The 20,176-nt window shown below is 58.6% G+C and carries 17 protein-coding genes and 1 pseudogene; 11 read left to right on the top strand and 7 right to left on the bottom strand.

Annotated elements, in window-relative coordinates:
- The first annotated feature begins 9 nt into the window (after positions 1-9).
- The 5 genes from A4E33_RS09300 (at position 10) to A4E33_RS09280 (ending at position 6,227) form a co-directional block, all read left to right on the top strand.
- Positions 10-504 carry a CBS domain-containing protein gene (locus A4E33_RS09300; RefSeq protein WP_292347504.1) on the top strand — a complete coding sequence of 165 codons (495 nt, stop codon included), beginning with the start codon at positions 10-12 and terminating at the stop codon, positions 502-504.
- Positions 505-1,662 (top strand): bifunctional ornithine acetyltransferase/N-acetylglutamate synthase, encoded by a 1,158-nt coding sequence (gene argJ, locus A4E33_RS09295; RefSeq protein ID WP_292347502.1) that lies wholly within the window; start codon positions 505-507, stop codon positions 1,660-1,662.
- The gene (argB, locus tag A4E33_RS09290) at positions 1,659-2,531 is read left to right on the top strand and encodes an acetylglutamate kinase (protein ID WP_292347500.1); all 873 of its coding nucleotides are present in this window, start codon (positions 1,659-1,661) and stop codon (positions 2,529-2,531) included. Before argJ ends, argB begins: the two co-directional genes overlap by 4 nt.
- A 139-nt stretch (positions 2,532-2,670) precedes the next feature.
- Positions 2,671-4,494: a cytochrome c biogenesis protein CcdA gene (locus A4E33_RS09285; protein WP_292347498.1), complete on the top strand. Its 1,824-nt coding sequence runs from the start codon at positions 2,671-2,673 to the stop codon at positions 4,492-4,494.
- 281 nt (positions 4,495-4,775) lie between these two features.
- A complete protein-coding gene (locus A4E33_RS09280) occupies positions 4,776-6,227 on the top strand; it encodes a glycosyltransferase family 39 protein (protein WP_292347496.1) in 1,452 nt (483 codons plus the stop codon).
- Between the two features lie 150 nt (positions 6,228-6,377).
- On the opposite strand, the gene A4E33_RS09275 is transcribed toward A4E33_RS09280, so the two are convergent.
- From A4E33_RS09275 to A4E33_RS09265, 3 genes are all read right to left on the bottom strand, one after another.
- Positions 6,378-7,049, bottom strand: coding sequence for an ATPase domain-containing protein (locus tag A4E33_RS09275; RefSeq protein ID WP_292347494.1), 672 nt, complete (start codon positions 7,047-7,049; stop codon positions 6,378-6,380).
- 283 nt (positions 7,050-7,332) lie between these two features.
- Positions 7,333-7,959 (bottom strand): ATPase domain-containing protein, encoded by a 627-nt coding sequence (locus A4E33_RS09270; protein WP_292347492.1) that lies wholly within the window; start codon positions 7,957-7,959, stop codon positions 7,333-7,335.
- A 73-nt stretch (positions 7,960-8,032) separates the two neighbouring features.
- On the bottom strand, positions 8,033-9,586 hold the full coding sequence (locus tag A4E33_RS09265; protein WP_292347490.1) for a class I adenylate-forming enzyme family protein: 1,554 nt from the start codon (positions 9,584-9,586) through the stop codon (positions 8,033-8,035).
- A 198-nt stretch (positions 9,587-9,784) separates the two neighbouring features.
- Between A4E33_RS09265 and A4E33_RS09260 the strand changes: the two genes are divergently transcribed.
- The 3 genes from A4E33_RS09260 to A4E33_RS09250 all read left to right on the top strand — a co-directional run bounded on the left by A4E33_RS09260 (position 9,785) and on the right by A4E33_RS09250 (position 11,626).
- Positions 9,785-10,174 carry a hypothetical protein gene (locus A4E33_RS09260; RefSeq protein WP_292347488.1) on the top strand — a complete coding sequence of 130 codons (390 nt, stop codon included), beginning with the start codon at positions 9,785-9,787 and terminating at the stop codon, positions 10,172-10,174.
- 193 nt (positions 10,175-10,367) lie between these two features.
- Complete coding sequence (locus A4E33_RS09255) at positions 10,368-11,324, top strand: hypothetical protein (protein WP_292347486.1); 957 nt, start codon at positions 10,368-10,370, stop codon at positions 11,322-11,324.
- Positions 11,321-11,626 carry a hypothetical protein gene (locus A4E33_RS09250; protein ID WP_292347483.1) on the top strand — a complete coding sequence of 102 codons (306 nt, stop codon included), beginning with the start codon at positions 11,321-11,323 and terminating at the stop codon, positions 11,624-11,626. Before A4E33_RS09255 ends, A4E33_RS09250 begins: the two co-directional genes overlap by 4 nt.
- Positions 11,627-12,275: 649 nt before the next feature.
- Here A4E33_RS09250 and A4E33_RS09245 read toward each other — a convergent pair.
- Complete coding sequence (locus tag A4E33_RS09245; protein WP_292347481.1) at positions 12,276-12,842, bottom strand: cysteine hydrolase family protein; 567 nt, start codon at positions 12,840-12,842, stop codon at positions 12,276-12,278.
- A gap of 70 nt (positions 12,843-12,912) precedes the next feature.
- Here A4E33_RS09245 and A4E33_RS09240 point away from each other — a divergent pair, with 70 nt between their 5' ends.
- Entirely contained in the window at positions 12,913-13,719 is an 807-nt protein-coding gene (locus tag A4E33_RS09240) for a sulfite exporter TauE/SafE family protein (protein WP_292347479.1), read from the top strand.
- Between the two features lie 278 nt (positions 13,720-13,997).
- On the opposite strand, the gene A4E33_RS09235 is transcribed toward A4E33_RS09240, so the two are convergent.
- From A4E33_RS09235 to A4E33_RS09225, 3 genes and pseudogenes are all read right to left on the bottom strand, one after another.
- A complete protein-coding gene (locus A4E33_RS09235; protein WP_292347477.1) occupies positions 13,998-14,135 on the bottom strand; it encodes a hypothetical protein in 138 nt (45 codons plus the stop codon).
- Between the two features lie 863 nt (positions 14,136-14,998).
- Complete coding sequence (locus A4E33_RS09230; RefSeq protein WP_292347603.1) at positions 14,999-15,250, bottom strand: hypothetical protein; 252 nt, start codon at positions 15,248-15,250, stop codon at positions 14,999-15,001.
- 651 nt (positions 15,251-15,901) lie between these two features.
- Positions 15,902-18,217: pseudogene (locus A4E33_RS09225) on the bottom strand (CDC48 family AAA ATPase); the annotation flags it as partial.
- 42 nt (positions 18,218-18,259) lie between these two features.
- On the opposite strand from A4E33_RS09225, the gene larC reads away from it, so the two are divergent.
- Both larC and radB read left to right on the top strand, forming a co-directional pair.
- Complete coding sequence (gene larC / locus A4E33_RS09220) at positions 18,260-19,462, top strand: nickel pincer cofactor biosynthesis protein LarC (RefSeq protein WP_292347475.1); 1,203 nt, start codon at positions 18,260-18,262, stop codon at positions 19,460-19,462.
- Complete coding sequence (radB, locus tag A4E33_RS09215) at positions 19,459-20,136, top strand: DNA repair and recombination protein RadB (RefSeq protein ID WP_292347473.1); 678 nt, start codon at positions 19,459-19,461, stop codon at positions 20,134-20,136. Before larC ends, radB begins: the two co-directional genes overlap by 4 nt.
- The last annotated feature ends 40 nt before the right edge of the window (positions 20,137-20,176 follow it).

Genomic DNA, 20,176 nt, shown 5'->3' with positions numbered 1-20,176 from the left:
GGAGGAACCATGCTTGTACAGGAAGCGATGACAAAAAATCCCGTGGTCTGCACCGCGGAGACCCCGCTCCGGCAGGTTGTTGCGCTGTTTCGGAAGCACCATATCGGGGGCCTCCCGGTCCTTGAAGGAAAAGAACTGGTCGGCATCGTCACCGAGTCCGACCTCATCACCCTCCTGAAGACCGAGCGGATCTCGGACGACCTCTGGCTCCCGTCCCCCTTCGAGGTCATCGAGGTGCCGATCCGGGAGTACATCAACTGGGAGAAAACAAAACACGCCCTGACCAATATCGGCGACATGCCTGCAAAAAAGATCATGACCCACCGCGTTGTCACCGCAACAGAGGACATGAGCGTCGAGGCTGCTGCATCCCTCATGCTGAAGGAGGGTATTGCCCGGCTCCCCGTGATGCGGGGCAAGACTATCGTTGGTATCATCACCCGGGCGGATATCATAAACGCGATCGGGGCGGCATATTCCGGTAACGGGGAGGCTGAGGAGTAGATGTCATTCAAGAGTATCTGTGCAGTCCCCGGGGTCAAAGCCTGGGGCGTAAAAGAAGGGAAGTACGGTCTTGCGCTCATCAGCGCCAGCGGAACAGCTGCCGGGGTGTTCACGGCAAACCTTGTCCGTGCTGCACCCATCGAGCTGATGAAAAAACAGATGAAGGCAGGCAGGCTGGAAGCGGTCATCGCCAACAGCGGGTGCGCAAACGCTTACACCGGGAAACGGGGCTATGCCGACGCTGTCACGATGACGGAGTATGCCGGTGAAGCGCTGGGGATCAAACCCTCGCGTATCGGCGTTGCAAGCACCGGCGTTATCGGCCGGTATCTCGACCTGCCGCTGATAAAAAAGCAGTGCGGGGTGGTGGCACCGAAGCTCGCCAGCACGCCGGAAGCAGAGGACCTTGCGGAGAAGGCGATCATGACCACGGACCTCGTCCCGAAGCACGCGCTCGTGGAACGGGAAGGGTTCACCATCGGCGGAATCACCAAGGGGAGCGGCATGATCGCCCCGAACATGGGGACGATGCTTGCGTTCATCTATACCGATGCGGATATCGGGGCCGCGAAGCTCTCCGAAGCCCTGAAACTTGCCACGAAACGGTCCTTCAACCGCGTCGTGGTCGACGGCGACACCAGCACCAACGACATCGCTCTCTGCACGGCGACCGGCGAGGCAGGGAAGGTGAACATAAAAGAGTTCTCCGCAGCGCTCGAGGAGTGCTGCCGTTCGCTTGCGAAGCAGATCGCTGCCGACGGGGAAGGCGCGAGCAAGCTGCTCGAGATCGTGGTGAAAGGGGCAAAGAAGGAGGACGATGCCGAGAAGGTCGCCCGCACGGTCATCGAGTCCCCGCTTGTCAAGACCGCCGTGTACGGCGAGGACCCGAACTGGGGCCGGGTCGTGGCCGCCGCCGGCCGGGCCGGCGTGAAGTTCGATCCCAATGCGGTCTCGCTCTGGATCAGCGACGGGAACGACAGGTTCCCGCTGGTGAAGTCCGGCGCAATCATCGCCGACCTGGCTGCAGCCAAGATGGCAATGCGCGGGAAGAACGTCGTCTTTATCCTCGACCTCGACGCGGGGAAGGCAGAGGCGACCGCGTGGGGCTGCGACCTGACGGAAAAATACGTGGAGATCAACGGGAAGTATACAACATGAAGCGCGAAGACGTTCTGATGGAGGCGCTGCCGTACATCCAGCAGTTCCATGGAAAGACCATCGTCATCAAGCTCGGGGGCCACGCGATGGTGGACCCCGTGGTGCTGGAGAACGCGATACGGGACGCGGTCCTCCTCCATTATGTCGGCATCCGCGTCGTACTCGTCCACGGCGGCGGGCCGGAGATTTCCGAGAAGATGAAGCAGATGGGCAAGGAGTCCGTCTTCGTCGGCGGGCTCCGGGTCACCGACAACGAAACCCTCGAGATCGCCCAGATGGTCCTTGTCGGCAAGATCAACGCCAATATCGTCTCCCTGATCGCCAAGTGCGGTGCACGGGGTGTCGGCCTCTCGGGAAGTGACGGGAACCTCATCCTTGCAAAGAAGATGGAGATGCAGAAGGTCGAGATCGGCGGCGTCCAGAAGGAAGTGGACCTCGGGCACGTGGGAGAGATCGAATGGATCGACCCGGCCCTCCTCAACACCCTGCTCGACACGAAGTATATCCCCGTTATTGCACCGATCGCGATCGACCGGTCCGGCGGGAGCCTCAACATCAATGCCGACACCGCAGCCGGCGATATCGCGATCGCCCTGAAAGCCTACAAGCTCGTCAACATGACCGATGTCGACGGCGTCATGGACAAGGGACGGACGAAGGTGTTCAGGAAACTCACGATTGCCGAAGCCAACAATCTCCGGAAATCAGGTGCCATCGGCGAGGGGATGATCCCGAAGGTCGCGTCGCTGACAAAGGCCGTGGAGAACGGCGTGGAGTATGCGCACATCATCAACGGGAACATCGAGCACAACCTCATCCTCGAGCTCTTCACCCGTGACGGCGTCGGGACGATGATCTCCCTCAAATAACTGTTTTATTACCGATGCGGGTTCTCAGGTACAGGACGTATTCAACCGGGCGTGACACAGGATAATGAAAAGGAAAAAGGATCCAAAAACCCAACATAATCGCGATACTCCTGAGGATACTCCGGGCCAGTCCCGGAGCATGGTTCTCCTGCTTGCCGCCGCGGTGCTGGTCTGCGCCCTCATCGCGGGAGCGTACCTGCTGAACCTGTTCCCGGCAGCACCTGAACAACAGGCCCCTTCTGCCAATCTTACCGTCTATTACTTTTACGGGAGTGAATGCCCGCACTGCCACAATGTAACGCCCCGGATCGAATCCCTGCGTGACAAATACCCGGATGTCGAATTCCGGATCCTCGAGACCTTCCATGACGACACCAACCGCGCAATGCTGAACCTTTTGAGCCACAGGGCCGGCAGGGACAAGGATACCATCGCCGTCCCTCAGGTCATCGTCGCCAACACCTCCCTCCTTGGCGGGGACGAGATAGAGGCCGGCCTTGAAAAGATCATCCTTGCGCAGCGGGGGAACCTGACCGGATCGCGGCAGGTGAACGCTCTCCCGGTGTACGGCACAGCGGGAGGAACGAATGCGACCATTGCCGGCACCTACTTCTATGGCAACGGGTGCAGCCACTGCGATGCCGTAAAACCGGTGATTGCCGATGTGAAGGCACGGTACCCGGAACTCCGGCTGACAGAACTGGAGATCAATGATAACAGGACGAATCTTGAGACGTTCCTGGCAATGCCGCTCCCGGAAGGATCGGGTGACCGCGCCATTCCGGGGATTATCATCGGCAAAAGAGCCCTGTTTGGTGAGGCTGCGGTGAAGGACCACCTCGATGAGGTGGTCTATGAAGAGCAGCAACGGGTGGCCGCTGCTGCCGTCGAAAAAACCATTCCTGCGGGTCCGGCCGCCACCCCCGCACCAGTCACCCCTGCCGCAAGCACCGGGCGGATCAACGCGGTGTTCTTCTACAGCGATGTCTGCCCGCACTGTGAAAAGGTGAAGCCGGTCGTAGCCGATATCAGCGCCCGGTACCCCGAGCTCAACCTCTCATCGCTCGAGGTCAGCCACAACGCAGGGAACCGGGACCTGTTCAACGAGATGTGCAGCTGGTCCGGGATTTCAAACCCGGGCGTCCCCACCATCTTCATTGGCAACGACTGCCTTGTCGGCGAGGCTGATATTACCAGCGGTCTGGAGGCCAGTGTCCTTACTGAGAAACAGAGGATCGCTGCCGGCATTACAACAACCCCGACACCGGCCGGCACGACTCCGCAGGCCCTGGCGCTCAGCCCGCTCATGGTCATCGGTGCAGCGCTCGTCGACAGCATGAACCCGTGCGGGCTCTCTGTTCTTGTCTTCCTCCTCCTCACCATGGCCGCCGCGGTCAGCCGGCGGCGCATCCTGCTCGTCGGCGGCACATACATCATCGCGATGTTCCTGTTCCACCTCCTGGTCGGCATCGGCCTCTTCTCGGCCTTCTCGCTCTCCGGCCTTGCAAAACCCTTCTCCATCATCGGCGGCGTCATCGCCCTCCTTCTCGGAATTTTAACCCTTGCGGACGTGTTCAGGAACAGGGAGACGTACCTCCTCTCGATTCCGCAGTCCGGCAAGGGGATGCTCGGCGACTATGCCCGGAAGGCCACGCTGCCGGCAGCGTTCGTGCTGGGCGTCCTTGCCGGCATCCTCGGGTTCTCCTGCACCGGCGGCATCTACATCAGCATCCTCGGCCTCATGGGCCGGGACATGACCATGATGACCGGCCTCCCCTGGCTCGTGCTTTACAACCTCGTGTTCGTCCTGCCCCTCGTGCTGGTCACGCTCCTTGTCGCCTTCGGCATATCCCCGGAGCGGGCGGAGAAGTGGCGGACCGAAAACAAGCGGGCGGTCCGCGTGGTCATCGGGCTTATCCTCGTCGCCCTCGGGATTATTATCCTGTCCGGGTGGATGGGATAAGTCTGAAAAAAAGGCTCTGTTGAAACGCTGACAGAACTATCAGACAGCATTGCGATGGAGCGATGGGCGCTCCCTGCCCCGAAGCCCGGGGGGTCACACTGGAGAGGCCATGAGGGGGGGAAGGCTCACGCATGTACTCTCCATAATACCTGAACATTTTTTTCGTTCCGGTGTGAACAAAGCCTTTTCATGCAGGTTTCTCCAGTGCCCGTTTTTTATATCCGGGAGTTGTTTATTTTTTATTGCAGGGAATCCGGCCCTGGCCGGCACGAGGGAACCTGATGAAAGAGAAGAAAAAGGATCGGATGAAGAAGAACGCGCCTCTCCTTGACAGCGCACCAGTACTTGCAGGTCGCCTGAAGGATCTCGCGGTACGATATGACTCCCTCCTCCTTTTCGTCCTCGTGTATATCGTGTACAACACGGTGTCCCGGATGACAATGAGCGGCGATACCAATCCCGCGGCGTTCCTCCCGCTCTCGCTCATCCTCCACCAGACGGTGTTTTTTGACGAGTTTGTCGGTGCCGGGCTCGGGCCGAACGTTGCCTATGCGTTCCCGCTGGTCAACGGCCATTATGTCTCGCTCTTCCCCATCGTTACGCCGATCCTGATTACTCCCGTGTACTTCGTCTCGTACGTGCTCTTCACGCTCCTGAACATTCCTTTTGACTCTATGAGCATCATGATCCTGGCAAAGACCTGCGCAGCGATCATCGCCGCCCTGTCGGTTGTCTTTGTGTATCTTGCCGGGAAGGAACTCTTTTCCCGGAAGATCGCGCTCGTCACGGCACTCATCTATGCCTTTGCCACCAGCACCTGGTCGGTCAGCAGCCAGGCGCTCTGGCAGCACGGGACCGTTGAACTGCTGCTGATCGCGATGATCTGGCTTATCATCAGGAACGAGCGGGAGCGCTCGCGGAGGTATATCGTCCTGCTCGGGCTCCTCTCCGGCCTGTTCGTCTTCAACCGCCCGCCGGACTCGGTCCTTCTTCTCCCGATCCTTGGGTACATGGTCTGGTACGAACGACAGAACCTCCCGGTGTATGCGCTCTCCGCTGCGGCAACCGGCCTGCCGTTCCTCCTCTACAACTTCACGATCTTCGGGAATGTGTTTGGCGGGTACAGGCAGAACCTCGACTTCTTCAGCTTCGGACTCTCCAGCATCGGGAACTTTTTCGGCCTTCTCATCGCGCCTAACGTGGGCCTGCTCATCTTCTCCCCGGTACTGGTCCTGTCGATCTTCGGGTATCTTCACCTGGATACTGTTCCCGGCGGGCGAATCCGGCAGGTCCTCTTCGTATTCGGCCCCGTCATCCTCCTCCAGATCCTGGTGTACAGCTTTTTCGGGTTGTGGGAATCGTCCGTTGCCTATTCCTACGGCCAGCGGTTCCTGACCGGTTTTGTGCCGGTCCTTGCGCTCTTCACCGGGATAGCGATCAGCGAACTGGGAAAAATGGACCGGAATGCCCCCGCAACAAAAGCTGCCTGGTCCTGCGTCCTCCTCCTTATCGCAATCTCGGTGATCATTCACGCCACCGGGGTTTTCCTGTACCCGCTCAGTCCCGACCGGAGCACCAGTTCGGACAGGACCTGGGACTGGGCCCACCCCGTTGTCATCGAGAGCTGGCAGTACGGGCTTCCCGAACTCGATTCGATCACGACATACCTGTTTCCCCCGCTGCCCCCGATCTTCCACCTGACGCTGAAGAGCCCTTCACCCGTTGTCCCGTAACCCGGCTCCCGCGCCGGCTCAGATCGTTTGAAAAGGCCTGGCCAAAAAAAGCTGATGGCTTCTCATGGCGGCAGTGCGGGCCCGCCGGCTGCCGGTACGGGGATTATACTGCAAAAAAGAACGGGTCCCGGAACGGGATTGGGGATCGGGTCATACGACCCGCGATGTTGTCGAGGCCTCGATACCATTGTCCGTGATGATGAACGGGAGGAGGCGCTGGGGTGCGGCAGCCTTGCGGATCTTCTGGACCGCGAGTGTCCGCTCAATCTCTGCCTGGTGGACCTCGGTCGTGAATTCAATGACGATGTCCGAGATCCGCATGAGCCGGGTCATGTCCATCGGCTGGTGGACACCGGTATAGACAAGGAACATGATATTTGCCCCGGTTTGCCGGATCTCCTCGCGTGCCTGCCGCAGGAATGCCAGCGTTCCGTCGATGCCGTATTTGATCACCATCGACGAGAGCGAGTCGATCACCATCCGGTTCCCCATCAGCCAGTCCTGGTACATGCTCGGGTGGACGTCCCCGACATTGACCATCCCGACGTCCGGGTCGCCATCGTTCATCAGGTACGTGCCGTCATCCCCCCCGTCGCCGCGCCAGAACTGCCGTGCGGCAATGTCGATGCCGGCTACCGGGGAACCATATACCATGATGAGCGTTCCCGGGGGAAACCCCCCGTCAAGAAGGAGGTTCAGGCCCACGATCCCGCTGGATCGTTTCTTTTTCCGGCCGTCTGCAAAGGAGATATCTTCCGGGAGGTTCCGCACCCCCTCCCTTGGCTGCCGGGCACCGGCAGCAGCCGGAAAGGACTCTGACATTGTACAACAGGGTGGCACGGGCCCTCATATAAACCTGCTGCGGGATTTTTTTAAAAATCCTTAATATACTTAAACATTTTGATTCTCAAATCAGAAAATATTTTTTTGAATTTCTTTTCATCAGATTTTAACCGGGATTTTGGAAAAAGTTGCGCATTCCAGAGTTCAATGTCGTCCGGACTATCAGCGCGGCAGCAATGAAAAAAAATCCGGAAAAAAACCTGAAAAAATCCGGAAAAAACCGGAAAAGAGCTATGGAAAAATGCGGGCAGCCGGGTCCCGATCAGACCACGCGTGAGGTTGTCGAGGCCTCGATGCCCTTGTCGGTGATGATGAACGGCAGGAGCCGCTGGGGAGCCGCCGCGTCCTTGATCTTCTGGACCGCGAGGGTCCGTTCGATCTCGGCCTGGTGGATCTCGGTCTTGAACTCGATGACAACATCCGCAGCCCGCATGATCCTTGTCATATCGATGGGCTGGTGGATGCCGGTGTACACGACAAAGACCATGTTCGCGTTGCGTTTCTTTATCTCATCCCGGGCATTGCGGAGGAACTTGAGGGCAACGTCGATACCGTATTTCACGATAAGGGTGGAGAGGGAATCGACAACAATCCTCTTGCCTGCCATCTGGGTAAGGTAGAGATCCGGATGCATCTCGGAGGCATCGATCATACCGACATCGACGTCCCCGTCGTTCATGAGGTAGGTGCCCTCTTCCCCTTCCTCCCCCTTCCAGAACTGGTTTGCTGCCAGATCGACACCGGCCACCGGCGTCCCGTAGAGCATGATAAGAGTTCCCTCAGGGAAACCGCCGTCTAGGAGCAGGTTGAGACCCACGATGCCCGTTGTGCGTCGTTTTGTCCTGCCGATCGCCGGGACATCCTGGATACGGCTTTTCGCGTCGACCACGATACACTCTGAATGATACTTTCTTTTGAGCCATTAAATGGTTTCGGGCATTCCGCGGATTTTTCGCAGAATATCAGCGGGCGGCCCCCCGCTGCCGGCTGCTGAACTGCTCCCTCAGATCCCGGCGGAGGAGTTTCCAGCCATGAACACGGGGCAGTGCATCCATCACCATGAGCTGCCGGGGTATCTTGTAGCCCGCCATGTGATCCCGGCAGTACGCCTCGAGTTCTTTCTCATCAAGAGCCATGCCGGGTTTGAAGACAATGGCCGCAACCGGGACTTCGCCCCTGCGTTCGTCCGGCACGCCGAAGACGGCAACGTCCGCAACCGCCGGGTGCCGGACGATCACGTTCTCGACCTCGGTCGGGTAGATCTTCCAGCCTGACATGATGATCATGTCCTTCTTCCGGTCCGTGATGCAGAGGATGCCGTCGGCATCGAGGAACCCGATGTCGCCGGTCAGGAACCAGCCGTCCGGCCGGAAGACCTCGCGGGTCGCATCGGGAAGGTTCCAGTACCCTTTTGCCACCGCCGGCCCGCGGAGTGCGATCTCGCCGCACTCGCCGTACGGGAGTTCCTGATCCGGATCGGCTGAGTCAACGATGCGGATCTCGGTATACCCGACTGCCACCCCGACGCTCTGGTATCCCTTCGTCAGGTGCGGGTACTCGGGGAGCGTGGTGGTCCCGGAACCGATCACGATCGTTTCCGAGAGACCGTACGAGTTCGCAACCGGGATGCGGTAGCGCCGGTCGAACGCCTCCCAGACCGCCGGCAGGAGCTGGCCGCCGCCCGAGATGATCACCCTCGCGGCTGCGAGATGATCTTCCGTGCCGGGCGGTGCATGGACGAGCGAATGGATGACCGGCGGCATCCCGGCAAGGACAGTGACCCGGTACTGTTTTGCCAGCGCGAGATACCGGTCAAGGTCGAACCGCTCCATCATCACGTACGTGCCCCCGGCACGGATGACGGCAAGCCCCCACGAGAGCCCGACGTGACCCATGGGATAGATGCCGAGGTAAACATCCGTCGGCCTGAGGCGGAGGGCGTCCCGTTCGGTGTCAAGAGCGGTCATCCAGTTGCCGTGGGTGAGCATCGCCCCCTTGGGCCTGCCGGTGGTGCCGGCCGTGTACTGGATATGGCAGAGGTCTTCGGGCGAACAGTTCGCCGCCCGCGTGATCTCCGGCGCCGGGGGGAACGAGTCCCAGGCAACGGTCCCGTTGACGGCGTTTCCCGTGCAGATGACATGGGAGACCGTCGGGGCCTCCGTGCGGATACCCGCGATGATGCCGGCACCCTGCTCGTCCGTGATGACCGTGCAGGCACCGGCATCGTTGATGACATGGAGCAGTTCCTTGCCGCGGTACACGATGTTGGTCGGGACGGCAACTGCCCCGATCCGCCAGATGGCGAAGTAGCTGATGAGGTACTCAGGGGAACTGTCAAGGTAGATGCAGACCCGGTCCCCCTTCTTCACGCCAAGCGACAGGAGACCGAGGCCCACCCGGTTCATCTCTTCGCGAAGCCGCTTATAGGAATAGGTCTCGTTCCGCCCGGGGCAGACGAGAGCGGCCTTTGCTTCCGGAACACTTTTTGCATCGAGAAGGGTTGTAACATTGGACATGGGACACCGGTACACTGGTTGTTACAAATTTGGGCGCTGATGTATATAGGTGTTCATTATCAGGGATCAACCGCCCGCTCCGTCCCGGCTCCCGGGCAGGCGCCCGTTCTCCGCCCGGATCCTTTCCGCCGGCCGGAAAGAAGGGGAAGGACGGAATGTTTTTTATGGTTCCTGCCCCGATTAATCAGTCTGACAACCATGGCAGAAGAAAATCCGCAGCCACAGAGTACCGGGGAGCAGCCGTCGCCGGCGGCGCAGCCTCCGCAATCATCACAGCAGCCGCAGCAGGCCGGGCAGGAGCACCGGACCCCGCAGGGCCAGCGATCCGGGCAGCGGAGGAATGACCGGAGGGATCGCTCCCGCCACCACAGCGGACGGCGGGACCACCACCGGCGCGACACGCAACAGCCCGTACGGCCGGCAGCACAGCAGCAACCGGCTCCCGCACCCGGCAGGGACGAGGACAATGAAGACGAGGAAGAGGCCGGGCACGAACGCCGTTCCTCCCACAGCAGGCACCACCACCGTGGCGGCCGGCAGCCCAAGCGGGTCATCGAGGAATGGGCCAACGACCCGTACTGCGAATAACGGGAAGTTGCACCAAGGTCCCGGCCCTGTCCGGAGAGCCGTCGCCAACCCGTTTTTTCCGCCGTTCCCTCGGGCACGTTTCGAGGCAGGATCCTGTACAATACCCTTTTAAAAGCGGCACACCTCCGGGCCGGCCATGATATAAAATCGTTACGCATTAATACATCAAAATAAAACGTGTCCGGAGATATACATGGCGAATCATAATCTCACCTCAGTACTGCCCGTCCTGCTCCTCGTCTGCCTTGCGGCGCTGGCTATCAGTGCCGGCTGCCTCAAGGAAAGTTTCGTCGCCGTTACTGATATCACGGTCGGCGCTGACAAGGTGACCGGGGCAGAGGTCATCCTGAACGTCACAACCGAATTACAGAACATCCGCGGGGTCTCCACCGGGATCTCCCGTGTCCAGCTCCGGGCATATGACACGGCAAGCGGCCTTGTCGTTGCCGAACAGACCAGCGATGCCGGTTTCCTGGGTGTTGGCGGGACCGGGTCCGTTACCCAGATCATCACCCTGCCGCGGACCGGTTCCTACCGTCTCGTGAGTACGGTCTTCGAGAACGGCCAGCGCAAGGGGCAGGGGGAGAAGACCGTGTACAGTCTCGAGCGGCTCGTCCCGGACGTGCAGGAGATCGGCCTGTCCATCACCGACACGGATTTCCTCGTGAAGAAAGTGGCGGGAGACCGGGCAACCATCCAGGCGGACATCTATTTCACCAACGATAACCGGGTCCCGAGCGGGGCGTTCGATGTCGAGGTGAAGGCAAAGGAGGAGGATGCGCGGCTGCTTGCCGACAAGCAACGGGCCCATATCGACAGCATCCTTCCTGATGCCACCCGGGTATCGAGCGTCTCGCTCTCGGTGCCCGACCAGTACAATTACCTTGTCGAGATCATTGTCTGGAAGAACGATACCATTGTCAAGCGCGGCGAAGGCGTGGTCCGGCTCCGGCCCGGGACGATCATGAAGGACGATACCCAGCTCGTTACCAAGAAGATCGAGACCTCGAAGTTTGTCAGCGAGGAGGGATACCGGGCAGGCCCGAACGCGATACCGACCACGAGATCCCCCGGCTTCGGTGCGCCGCTGGTTCTTGTCGTCCTTGTCGCACTTGCAGTGCTTGTCTGCATCAGGAGGCGGAAGCAGTGACCCAGGACGCCGGTTCACAGGATACGAAGGAGTACCCGGTGTACATCCCGCCGACTGCCGGGCCCGGGACACAATCGAAGCCGCTTCCGGAGACAAAGAAAGGCGACGACTGGTCCGGGCTGGTAATCATGGTTCTGGGTTTCGTCATTGTGATAGCCGGGTTCCAGTTGTTCTTCACTGTCATGCAGCTGATCAATACCTGGATTGCCGACGAACTCGTGCCCGTGTTCACCGCAGCCTTCGATATCATCCTTATTGTTGGCGGTATCTGGCTGATCCGGAAATATTTTTTGAAAAAGTAATTTTTTCATCTGTTGAAATCAGTGGAGCAACGCTCCTGGAATAGTCAGGTTCTCATCAGAGACGAGACGGGAAAAGAATGCTTCAGCGTTCTTCCACTGGCGGGTGGCGCAAGAGGGGGTTTTTATTTTTCCACACCGGATCTCCCGTGAAAATCGTGTTATACGATCAATGATGGGGGCTGATGCCGCCATACCCCCGGATTGTGATAAACGGCCGCCGTCCCGAAGGGCTCCCCGCGGAGGCTTTGAATTGCTGTTTTTTCGAAACCCAGCTCTTGCCCCGCCGTGCCCCGCGAGGGGCCCTGAGGCAGGGAGCCATCATACGTATCCAACATCCAGGTGATTGCCATTGTTCCGGATTGATCAATAATGCCCGTTTTCACAGAGCGAATTTAATTTTTTGCTCTGGAGAAATCCCTTCCTGCAACGCACTCAGTGGGGAATTGCGAGGGTGACCCCCTCTCTCCCCCAGAGGAGGAGGCAGCCCAAGGGGACAAGCCCCCCTGACCCCCGTATTCTATCATTTTTTAGATACCCGGATAAGCTGATGCCCCGCGGGGCGAGGGTCGACAGACCCCGTGCGTCCGCGGTCCCATCCCAATCTATTGCTGCATCTTGGGAGGTTTTCTACAGAGCCAATTTTTCATATTCAGTCAAGCAGCCCGGGAACATCTGCTGCCTTCGCGATCCGCACCCCGATATTCTGCATGTCCCGGACATTCGCACGGTGGACCTCCTCCGAGGACGCTCCGGTCGCATCGTCGACGAGCACAACCGGGTAGTTGTACGCGATCCCGTCGAAGACCGTTGTCCGGATGCAGTTCGGGGTCTGGATCCCGCAGACGAACAGCCGTGTCACGCCGAGGGTGCGGAGCATGAGATCGAGTTCCGTGCCGATGAAGGCGCTCATCCGGGTCTTGGTGAGAATGTACTCGCCGCTCCGCGGCTCCAGCTCACCGATGACAGCTGCACCCGGCGTCCCTTCAACGGCAAATGGGGATTTCCGGAACAGGTCCTGCCGGGTGATCTCGACATCGGAGCCGTCCGCCCGGTGCACCCGGAGGACATGGAAGACCGGCAGGGACCGCTTGCGGAACTCCCCGAGTACCGCCTGGATCTTCGGGATCACTAAACGGGCTCCCGCAACCTTCAGCGGTCGTCCCTCGAGCACGAAATCGTTCTGCATATCGATGATCAGGAGTGCAGTTTTTTCCATCTTTGTTTCCCCGTTAGACTATTGATGTCAGGCACATAATACTTCACCAGCATATTTTCCGGTGCACGTCATGGATACGATCCTGCAGTCTGTCATTTTATTCATCACCGGGATCGTTGCCGGTCTGGAGTCCGGCGCTTTCGGCGTGGGCGGCGGATCCCTGATGACGCCGGTCCAGTTCTGGCTGTATACCCTTGGCGGGATCGATTCCACGCTCGCGATCCGCATCGCGTTCGGCACGTCGCTTGCGGTGATCCTCCCGACCATGGTCAGCGGGGCGCTGGCCCACCACACACGCGGTGCGGTGGAATGGCACGCGGCCCTGCCGATGGGCATTGCCGCGATCTTCGGCGGGCTTGCCGGCGGGATCGCGGCATCCCATGTGCCGGGCCACCTGCTGCGGGTGTTCTTTGCCATCTTCATCCTCGTCATCGCCGTCCGCATGTTCTGGCATATCCGGGAATGTGCGGAATGCGACATGCGGGGATCGGCAGGGCAGTTCGTCATCACCGGGTTCTGCATCGGCGTCCTCTCCGGCCTCACCGGCCTTGGCGGCGGAGCACTGCTCGTGCCGGTTCTCGTGCTGTTGTTCCGCTACCCGATCCACCGGGCGGTCGGGACATCGTCTGCCTGCCTGATCTTCTCGTCATGCGGGGCGGTTACTGCATACATCATCACCGGCTGGGGAGTGGCCGGGCTGCCGCCGTACTCGTTCGGGTACGTGAACCTGCTGGCCTTCACCCTCCTTGCCGTGACCACGATCCCGGCCGCCCGCATCGGGGTGCGGTTCGCCCATTCCTGTTCGGCCCGGAACCTGCAGATCCTGTTTGCCGTGCTGATGGTGCTGATCGGCGGATCGATGCTGCTCGGCGGGTGAGGTGGAGGAATCGTCGGGAGAAGTGATAACCTCCCTTGCGCAAACCCTGCCCCCGGAGGGGGCGGGGGCGCTTAGGATGCCTCTGCATTACCTGTACAGGAAATCTTAAAATTTTTTAAACAGGTAATACGGCATTATCGTAACCGGGGATGCCACAGCGGCGGGGGCGGAGCCGCTTGGCGACGCCCCCAAGAGCGTCAGAATAATCATTGGATTTCCACAGCGAAGGAAATGTAAAAAAAAAGATAATCTTGTAGATAGCGAGCAGCTTTCGCGGCTCACTTGATCTTTTTCTCGAGCTTCTTGAGTTTCTTCTTCGCGCTTTCGCTGCCCGCGGCTGCCTGCTTCGAGAGTTCTTCTGCCTTGGCCTTCTTTGCCTGGTTCAGCTTGACGAGTTGTTTCTTGCTGGTTGGCATACAATAGCGTTTTTCTTCTTTCCATATCCCTGTATCGCTGGAGCGGCCGGGTTGTATGAAAAATTTCCGGGATATCGCGGTGGAAATTTTCTTTCTGAACCGGATCGTGAATGAAAAAACCGGGCACGAAAAATTCTCTCTTAAAAAAAATACTGTGTAGAAATCATTGGTTGTCGTTGACGCTCTCGGGGGCTTCGCCCCCGCCGCGTAGGCACCCCCCACTTTGCGAGAGTCACTCAGAAGGTTTTCGTAACTCACGAGGGAATGGTAATCAACCACCATCGCAATGCGCCCCCGCCCCCCGCGCCGGGGGGCTGATCGACGGTGACCTGAAACCCCCTTCCTTTCATTTTTCCCTTACTCTGGTCCAGCCGGGAGGCACTTTCGCTGTCCAATAGGGTCTATTAGAGCACATTTTACATCCGGCGTGAAAAACCGGAACCGGGCCCGTAACAGGCCCGGAAAAAGTGAATTCGCAACACTTTTCTGCGAATTCGGCACATTTTCGGGACACCTAAAAATTCTGAAAATTTTAACCAGATCCAAATCGCCATTAAAAGGCTCCGATTGCCAAAAGGGGCAATATTTAAGAGGTCGCCTTTTTTACCCGCCTCCATCACTTTTACAATCAGGAGGGTATGTTACCAGACTACTTTCCATTCCCCGGGGGGTAGTCGACGTGAGATCCCAGGTGATGCCGCGATGAACCCGAGTGCTGCGAGATCTTCTGCTGCTACCGTACCGGCCAATCCGGTGGTAAGCGGATGCGCCCGGTATGCCGGATACTTGCCGAAGATGAAGAGAAAAGGCGTGACGCAAAAAAATCCGGAATATCCGGCTGAAAGAAAAAATGTAAAAAAAATTTACTGGTACTCCGGCGGCTGCACCTTCTCAGGAAGCCCGCCCTTGAAGTGCTGCTGGATCTTGCCGTAGTACTCGCGGAGGCGCTCGTTCATCGTGGGGTGGACCTTCGCCTTTGCCGCATCGAAGTGTTTGCGGGCAACGATGGTTGCGCCCTCGCGGAGGGCGAGCATGCCGGCCTCCCGGCAGAGGGATTCGAGGTCCGAGCCCACGAAACCTTCTGTTTTTGATGCCAAATCACGCAATAAATCCATCTTCTGCGGATCTTGGAACTGAATTTTTCTCATCTCAAAAATTTCAAAAATTCTTCTTCTTCTTAAAGATCTGCGAATGAGTTCAATTTGATCCGGATCCAATTTTAACGACCGTATATGATCAATTATTTCGCCTTCACGAATAGGTTGTTCCTTCCAAAGTAATTCAATGAACTCTTCAAGCTCATGATCATTGATTTTATTCGCGATGGTGAGATCTGCCAAATCAAGATTTGATAATCCTTCTAACCGGAGTTTTTTCGAATCAGATAACTGAGCAATCTTCCTTCTCCTGACCTCACGTTCTGCTTGGTTTACCCAGAGATGAAGGAGGATTCTCTTTATATCCGAATCAGTGAAATGACGGAATATAGTTAATAAATCATCAACTGAAGATTTGTCCAAAGTAAGTTTTTGCTGTTCAAGTAACTGGGTAATGAGAATTCTTCTATTCTCATCATTTCGGGCAACTCTATCTTTCTGGGTGAATGAATTTGTAATAATTTCGATGTCTTCACTTTTGATTGCCTGCCATTTGGATAAAACGTCCATTATCTCCAGAATTGATGTTTGGTTGAAAATCTCGGTAGTTTCTATAAGATAGTTAAGAGCCTCTTCTGGAATTGTTTTATTTTCAGTTTTGCTCAGGACAAGTCTCTTTCGGAGATCCGGATCCAAAGAGGGGGTATCCTTTTTCGATAATTTCTGAACTTTCTTTAATTTCTGTTCAAGATCTTCCTGGTTTACTGTCTGTTCTTTTCTGATATTGCTGAAAACCTTGTCAATATTAGAATCATCAATTTTCATCGTAATATTAACGAGAGTATCAAAGTCGAGCCCTTCCAATACCAATTTTTTCATTGAAAACAATTCTTCAACTTTTCTTTTTCGGATTTCCCTGAATGCAGAAACAATTGTTTCGGCTGTTACTGGTTGATCAACCCTGACAACATCAATAATTTTTTCAAGATTATCTTCTGTTAGCGGTTTTGTTAATTCTAAAATTTCTTCAATGCCTGTCCCCTCAATAGGAATAAATTTTGAATGGACTGCCAGAATTGATACCCTGTCTTCTAAACTTGGCTCGCCCACATAGACGAGGCGGTCGAACCGGCCCGCACGTAGGAGGGCGGGATCGACCATCTCCGGGCGGTTCGTGGCGCCCATGATGACAACGTCCTTGAGCTCGACGAGGCCGTCCATCTCCGTCAGGATCTGGTTGAGCACGTTGTCGAGGACGTGGGAGTCGCCACCCTTCCCCCGCTCCGGGGCGAGTGCGTCCAGTTCGTCGAAGAAGATGATCGAGGGAGCTACCTGCCGAGCTTTCTTGAAAATATCACGTACAGCCCGTTCGCTCTCACCAACCCACTTTGAGAGGAGCTGAGGGCCGCGGACAGGGATGAAGTTCGCCCCGCTCTCACTCGCTACCGCCTTTGCAATAAGGGTCTTCCCAGTACCTGGAGGTCCATAAAGCAGGACACCTTTCGGCGGCTCGATTCCCATATCTTCAATCTTCTGCCGGTCCTTTAAGGGGGTCTCGATAGCTTCCTTCACTTCGATTTTGGCAGCCTCGAGGCCGCCCACGTTCTGCCACTTCACGTGCGAGACCTCGAGCATGACTTCCCGCATCGCGCTCGGGCTCACATCGCGCTGTGCGCTGCGGAAATCGCTCGCATACACCTTGAGTGTGTCAAGCACTTCCTGCGGGATCTCCTCGGAATCGAGATGCTCGGAGAGTTCCGGCAGGTAGCGGCGGAGGGCACGAATCGCGGCCTCGCGGGCAAGGGCCGCAAGGTCTGCGCCGACGAACCCGTGGGTCTGCTGGGCCAGCGTGTCGAGGTTGACATCGTCGGCAAGCGGCATCCCGCGGGTGTGGATCTTCATGATCTCGATCCGGTCCGGCTCTGCCGGCACGCCGATCTCGATCTCCCGGTCGAAGCGGCCGGGCCGGCGCAGGGCCGCATCGATGGCGTCAACGCGGTTCGTGGCCCCGATAACCACGACCTGGCCCCGTTCCTCGAGACCGTCCATCATCGTGAGGAGCTGGGCGACAACCCGGCGTTCCACCTCGCCCGTCACGTCCTCGCGGCGGGGTGCGATCGAGTCCAGCTCGTCGATGAAGATGATCGAGGGGGCGTTCTCCCGGGCTTCGTCAAAGATGTCCCGGAGCTTCTGCTCGCTCTCGCCGTAATATTTCGATATGACCTCAGGGCCTGCGATGTGGATGAAGTGCGCCCCGCTCTCGCTTGCAACGGCCTTTGCGATCAGGGTCTTGCCGGTCCCCGGCGGGCCGTACAGCAGCACGCCCTTGGGCGGCTCGATCCCGAGCTTCTGGAAGAGCTCCGGGTGGCGGAGCGGGAGCTCGATCGTTTCGCGGAGGCGCTGGAGTTCGTCCTTTAATCCTCCGATGTCCTCGTAACTGAACCGCTTGATGCCCTCGAATCCCGCGGCAGGCTTGTCGGAGAATTCGATCGCGGTATTCTTGGTGATGATCACCGCTTCCTCGGGCTCGATCTCCATGACCTTGAAGCCCACGATCTGCGGCTGGATGAACGGCAGCCCGAGCATGATAGGGATGGTATCGTTCTTCACCACCGGGAAATCGATCAGGCTGTTGACAACGTGGGGATTGTTCGCGATCGGGATCTTCCTGGGAAGGTCCTCGGGAGGTGCGAGAATAACCCGTTTTGCCTCGACCTCGTCTGCGATCTTCACGACCTTCACGTTGTCACCGATACTGACGCCGGCATTCTGCCGGGTAAAATTATCGATCCGTATCTTGCGCTGGTTCCAGTCCTCGACGAGCGCCCGCCAGACCTTGGCCACGGTCCGCTTCTTCCCCTCGATTGCGACGAGATCGCCCGGCGAGATCTTCAGCGCGAGCATGGTCTCGGGATCCAGCCGGGCCTTCCCGCCACCCTGATCGCCGGGATACGCGGAATCCACCCTCAATTGCACTTCAGGCATTACCTTAAAGGTCATATACGCAGGGATTTATAGGTACTGATAATGAGGGTCCTTATCTTCGATCCGTTCCACGGTGCTGCCGGCGACATGATCACGGGCGCCCTGCTGGACAGCGGGGCGGACCGCGACGCGGTCGTGCGGGCGATGACAGCGGTTGTAGCGGAGCCGTCGATCACCACGGTGAACCGGGCCGGGATCCGTGCCGTGAAGGTCGACACGAAAGCAACGCCGGCGCACCGGACCCTTGCGGACGTGATGGAGCGCCTTGACGGGGCAGCCCCGCGGGTACCGGCACCGGCGCTCGCGATGGCCCGCAGGGTCTTTAAGCGGATCGATGCCGCGGAAACGGACGTGCACGGCGATCACGCCCACTTCCACGAGGTCGGGGCGGATGATGCCATCGCGGACGTGATCGGCGCCTGCACAGCCCTGCACTCGCTTGCCGTGGACGGCGTCAAAGTCCTCCCCATCACGCTCGGATACGGTACGGCAACCGGATCCCATGGCACGTTCCCGATCCCGGCGCCGGCAACTGCGGCGATCCTGAGGGAGTCGGGCCTCGCGGCCGTGCCGGGGGACCATGCCGGCGAGCTCTGCACGCCGACCGGGGCCGCACTCCTTGCCGAGTTCGCAATGATCGATCCCGGCACGGCAGGGGCATACACCATACGGGCGATCGGCTACGGCGCCGGCAGCCGGAACCCGCACCATGCCCCGAATGTCCTGCGGGTGATGCTTGTTGAGACCGCAGCACCCGCTGAAATGCCGCAGGACACGGTCGATATTCTCGAAACGAACGTGGACGACGTGAGCGGCGAGGTGATAGCCCACGCGATCACTCGGTTCATGGAGGCGGGTGCCCGGGACGCGTCAGCAACGCCGATCATCATGAAGAAGGGCCGCCCGGGATTCCTGATCCGGGTGATCTGCCTGCCGGAGACGAGCCCGTCCCTTGCGGAACTGATGGCCCGCGAGCTCGGGACGCTCGGGATCCGGTGCATCCCGGCCGTCCACCGGTTCGTCGCGGAGCGGACCGTAGAGGATATCGAGATTGAAATCAACGGTTTGAGGCGGAAGATGCCGGTAAAATGCGGGTGGACGGGAGGGAAGATGTATTCCGTGAAAGCGGAGTACGAACCCGCCCGCGTTCTTGCCGGCGAGACGGGAATTCCGGTCCGGGACGTTCTCCGGCTCGTCGAGGAAAAAGCGCGGGAACGGTTCAGGACGCAGGAAGGGCGGGGATGAAGACCGATCGCCACACCAGCGGCATACCGGCGCTGGACACCCTCCTCGGCGGAGGGCTCGAGGTACGGACCATCACCCAGATTTACGGAGAGCCCGCGAGCGGCAAGAGCACGCTGTGCATGATCGCTGCCGTCTCCTGCCTCCGGGCCGGCCACCCGGTCATCTACATCGATTCCGAGGGATTCTCGATCGAGCGGTTCCGCCAGATCGCCGGCGAGGACACCGAGAAGATCGCCGACAGTCTCTTCCTCTTCGAACCGCTCGACTTCGAGCACCAGGGAAGCATGATTGCCGAAGCGGAAAAAGTGTTAAAGAACCACAAGCCGGGCCTGCTTGTCATGGACTCGGCCACCGCCCTCTACCGCACGGACCTCGAGAAGGGCAGGGACGCCCTGCAGGCGCTGACGAAACAGATGATCCACCTGCTCGGGTACTGCAGGCGTTACGAGATCCCGGTCATCATCACCAACCAGGTGTACATGGATCCCGCGAAGAACACCTTTTACGGCCTCGGGGGAGTTGCCCTCGAGCACCTCTCGAAAGTGATTGTCCGGCTCGAGAAGACCGACACCCCGGGCCTCCGCCGGGCACGGCTGGTCAAGCACCGGTCCCGTCCAGAAGGTGCCTCGTTCGTGTTCGAGATCGTGGAAGACGGCATACGGGTTAAGGACTGACCGTTCCCGGGCCAAATCTCCTGTCCGTACGGAGTCCGGA

The organism is Methanoregula sp. PtaB.Bin085, from assembly GCF_002067035.1.
GTDB lineage: Archaea > Halobacteriota > Methanomicrobia > Methanomicrobiales > Methanospirillaceae > Methanoregula.
Note: the sequence above shows the minus strand (reverse complement) of the source record. Positions and strands in the feature narration are given on the sequence as shown.

Coding starts and splice junctions, on each gene's coding strand:
- argJ (WP_292347502.1), top strand. CDS start 505: ATGTCATTCAAGAGTATCTGTGCAGTCCCCGGGGTCAAAGCCTGGGGC.
- A4E33_RS09245 (WP_292347481.1), bottom strand. CDS start 12,842: ATGGAAAAAACTGCACTCCTGATCATCGATATGCAGAACGATTTCGTG.
- A4E33_RS09265 (WP_292347490.1), bottom strand. CDS start 9,586: ATGTCCAATGTTACAACCCTTCTCGATGCAAAAAGTGTTCCGGAAGCA.
- A4E33_RS09240 (WP_292347479.1), top strand. CDS start 12,913: ATGGATACGATCCTGCAGTCTGTCATTTTATTCATCACCGGGATCGTT.
- larC (WP_292347475.1), top strand. CDS start 18,260: ATGAGGGTCCTTATCTTCGATCCGTTCCACGGTGCTGCCGGCGACATG.
- A4E33_RS09260 (WP_292347488.1), top strand. CDS start 9,785: ATGGCAGAAGAAAATCCGCAGCCACAGAGTACCGGGGAGCAGCCGTCG.
- A4E33_RS09280 (WP_292347496.1), top strand. CDS start 4,776: ATGAAAGAGAAGAAAAAGGATCGGATGAAGAAGAACGCGCCTCTCCTT.
- A4E33_RS09275 (WP_292347494.1), bottom strand. CDS start 7,049: ATGTCAGAGTCCTTTCCGGCTGCTGCCGGTGCCCGGCAGCCAAGGGAG.
- radB (WP_292347473.1), top strand. CDS start 19,459: ATGAAGACCGATCGCCACACCAGCGGCATACCGGCGCTGGACACCCTC.
- A4E33_RS09285 (WP_292347498.1), top strand. CDS start 2,671: ATGGTTCTCCTGCTTGCCGCCGCGGTGCTGGTCTGCGCCCTCATCGCG.
- A4E33_RS09255 (WP_292347486.1), top strand. CDS start 10,368: ATGGCGAATCATAATCTCACCTCAGTACTGCCCGTCCTGCTCCTCGTC.
- A4E33_RS09230 (WP_292347603.1), bottom strand. CDS start 15,250: ATGGATTTATTGCGTGATTTGGCATCAAAAACAGAAGGTTTCGTGGGC.
- A4E33_RS09300 (WP_292347504.1), top strand. CDS start 10: ATGCTTGTACAGGAAGCGATGACAAAAAATCCCGTGGTCTGCACCGCG.
- A4E33_RS09235 (WP_292347477.1), bottom strand. CDS start 14,135: ATGCCAACCAGCAAGAAACAACTCGTCAAGCTGAACCAGGCAAAGAAG.
- argB (WP_292347500.1), top strand. CDS start 1,659: ATGAAGCGCGAAGACGTTCTGATGGAGGCGCTGCCGTACATCCAGCAG.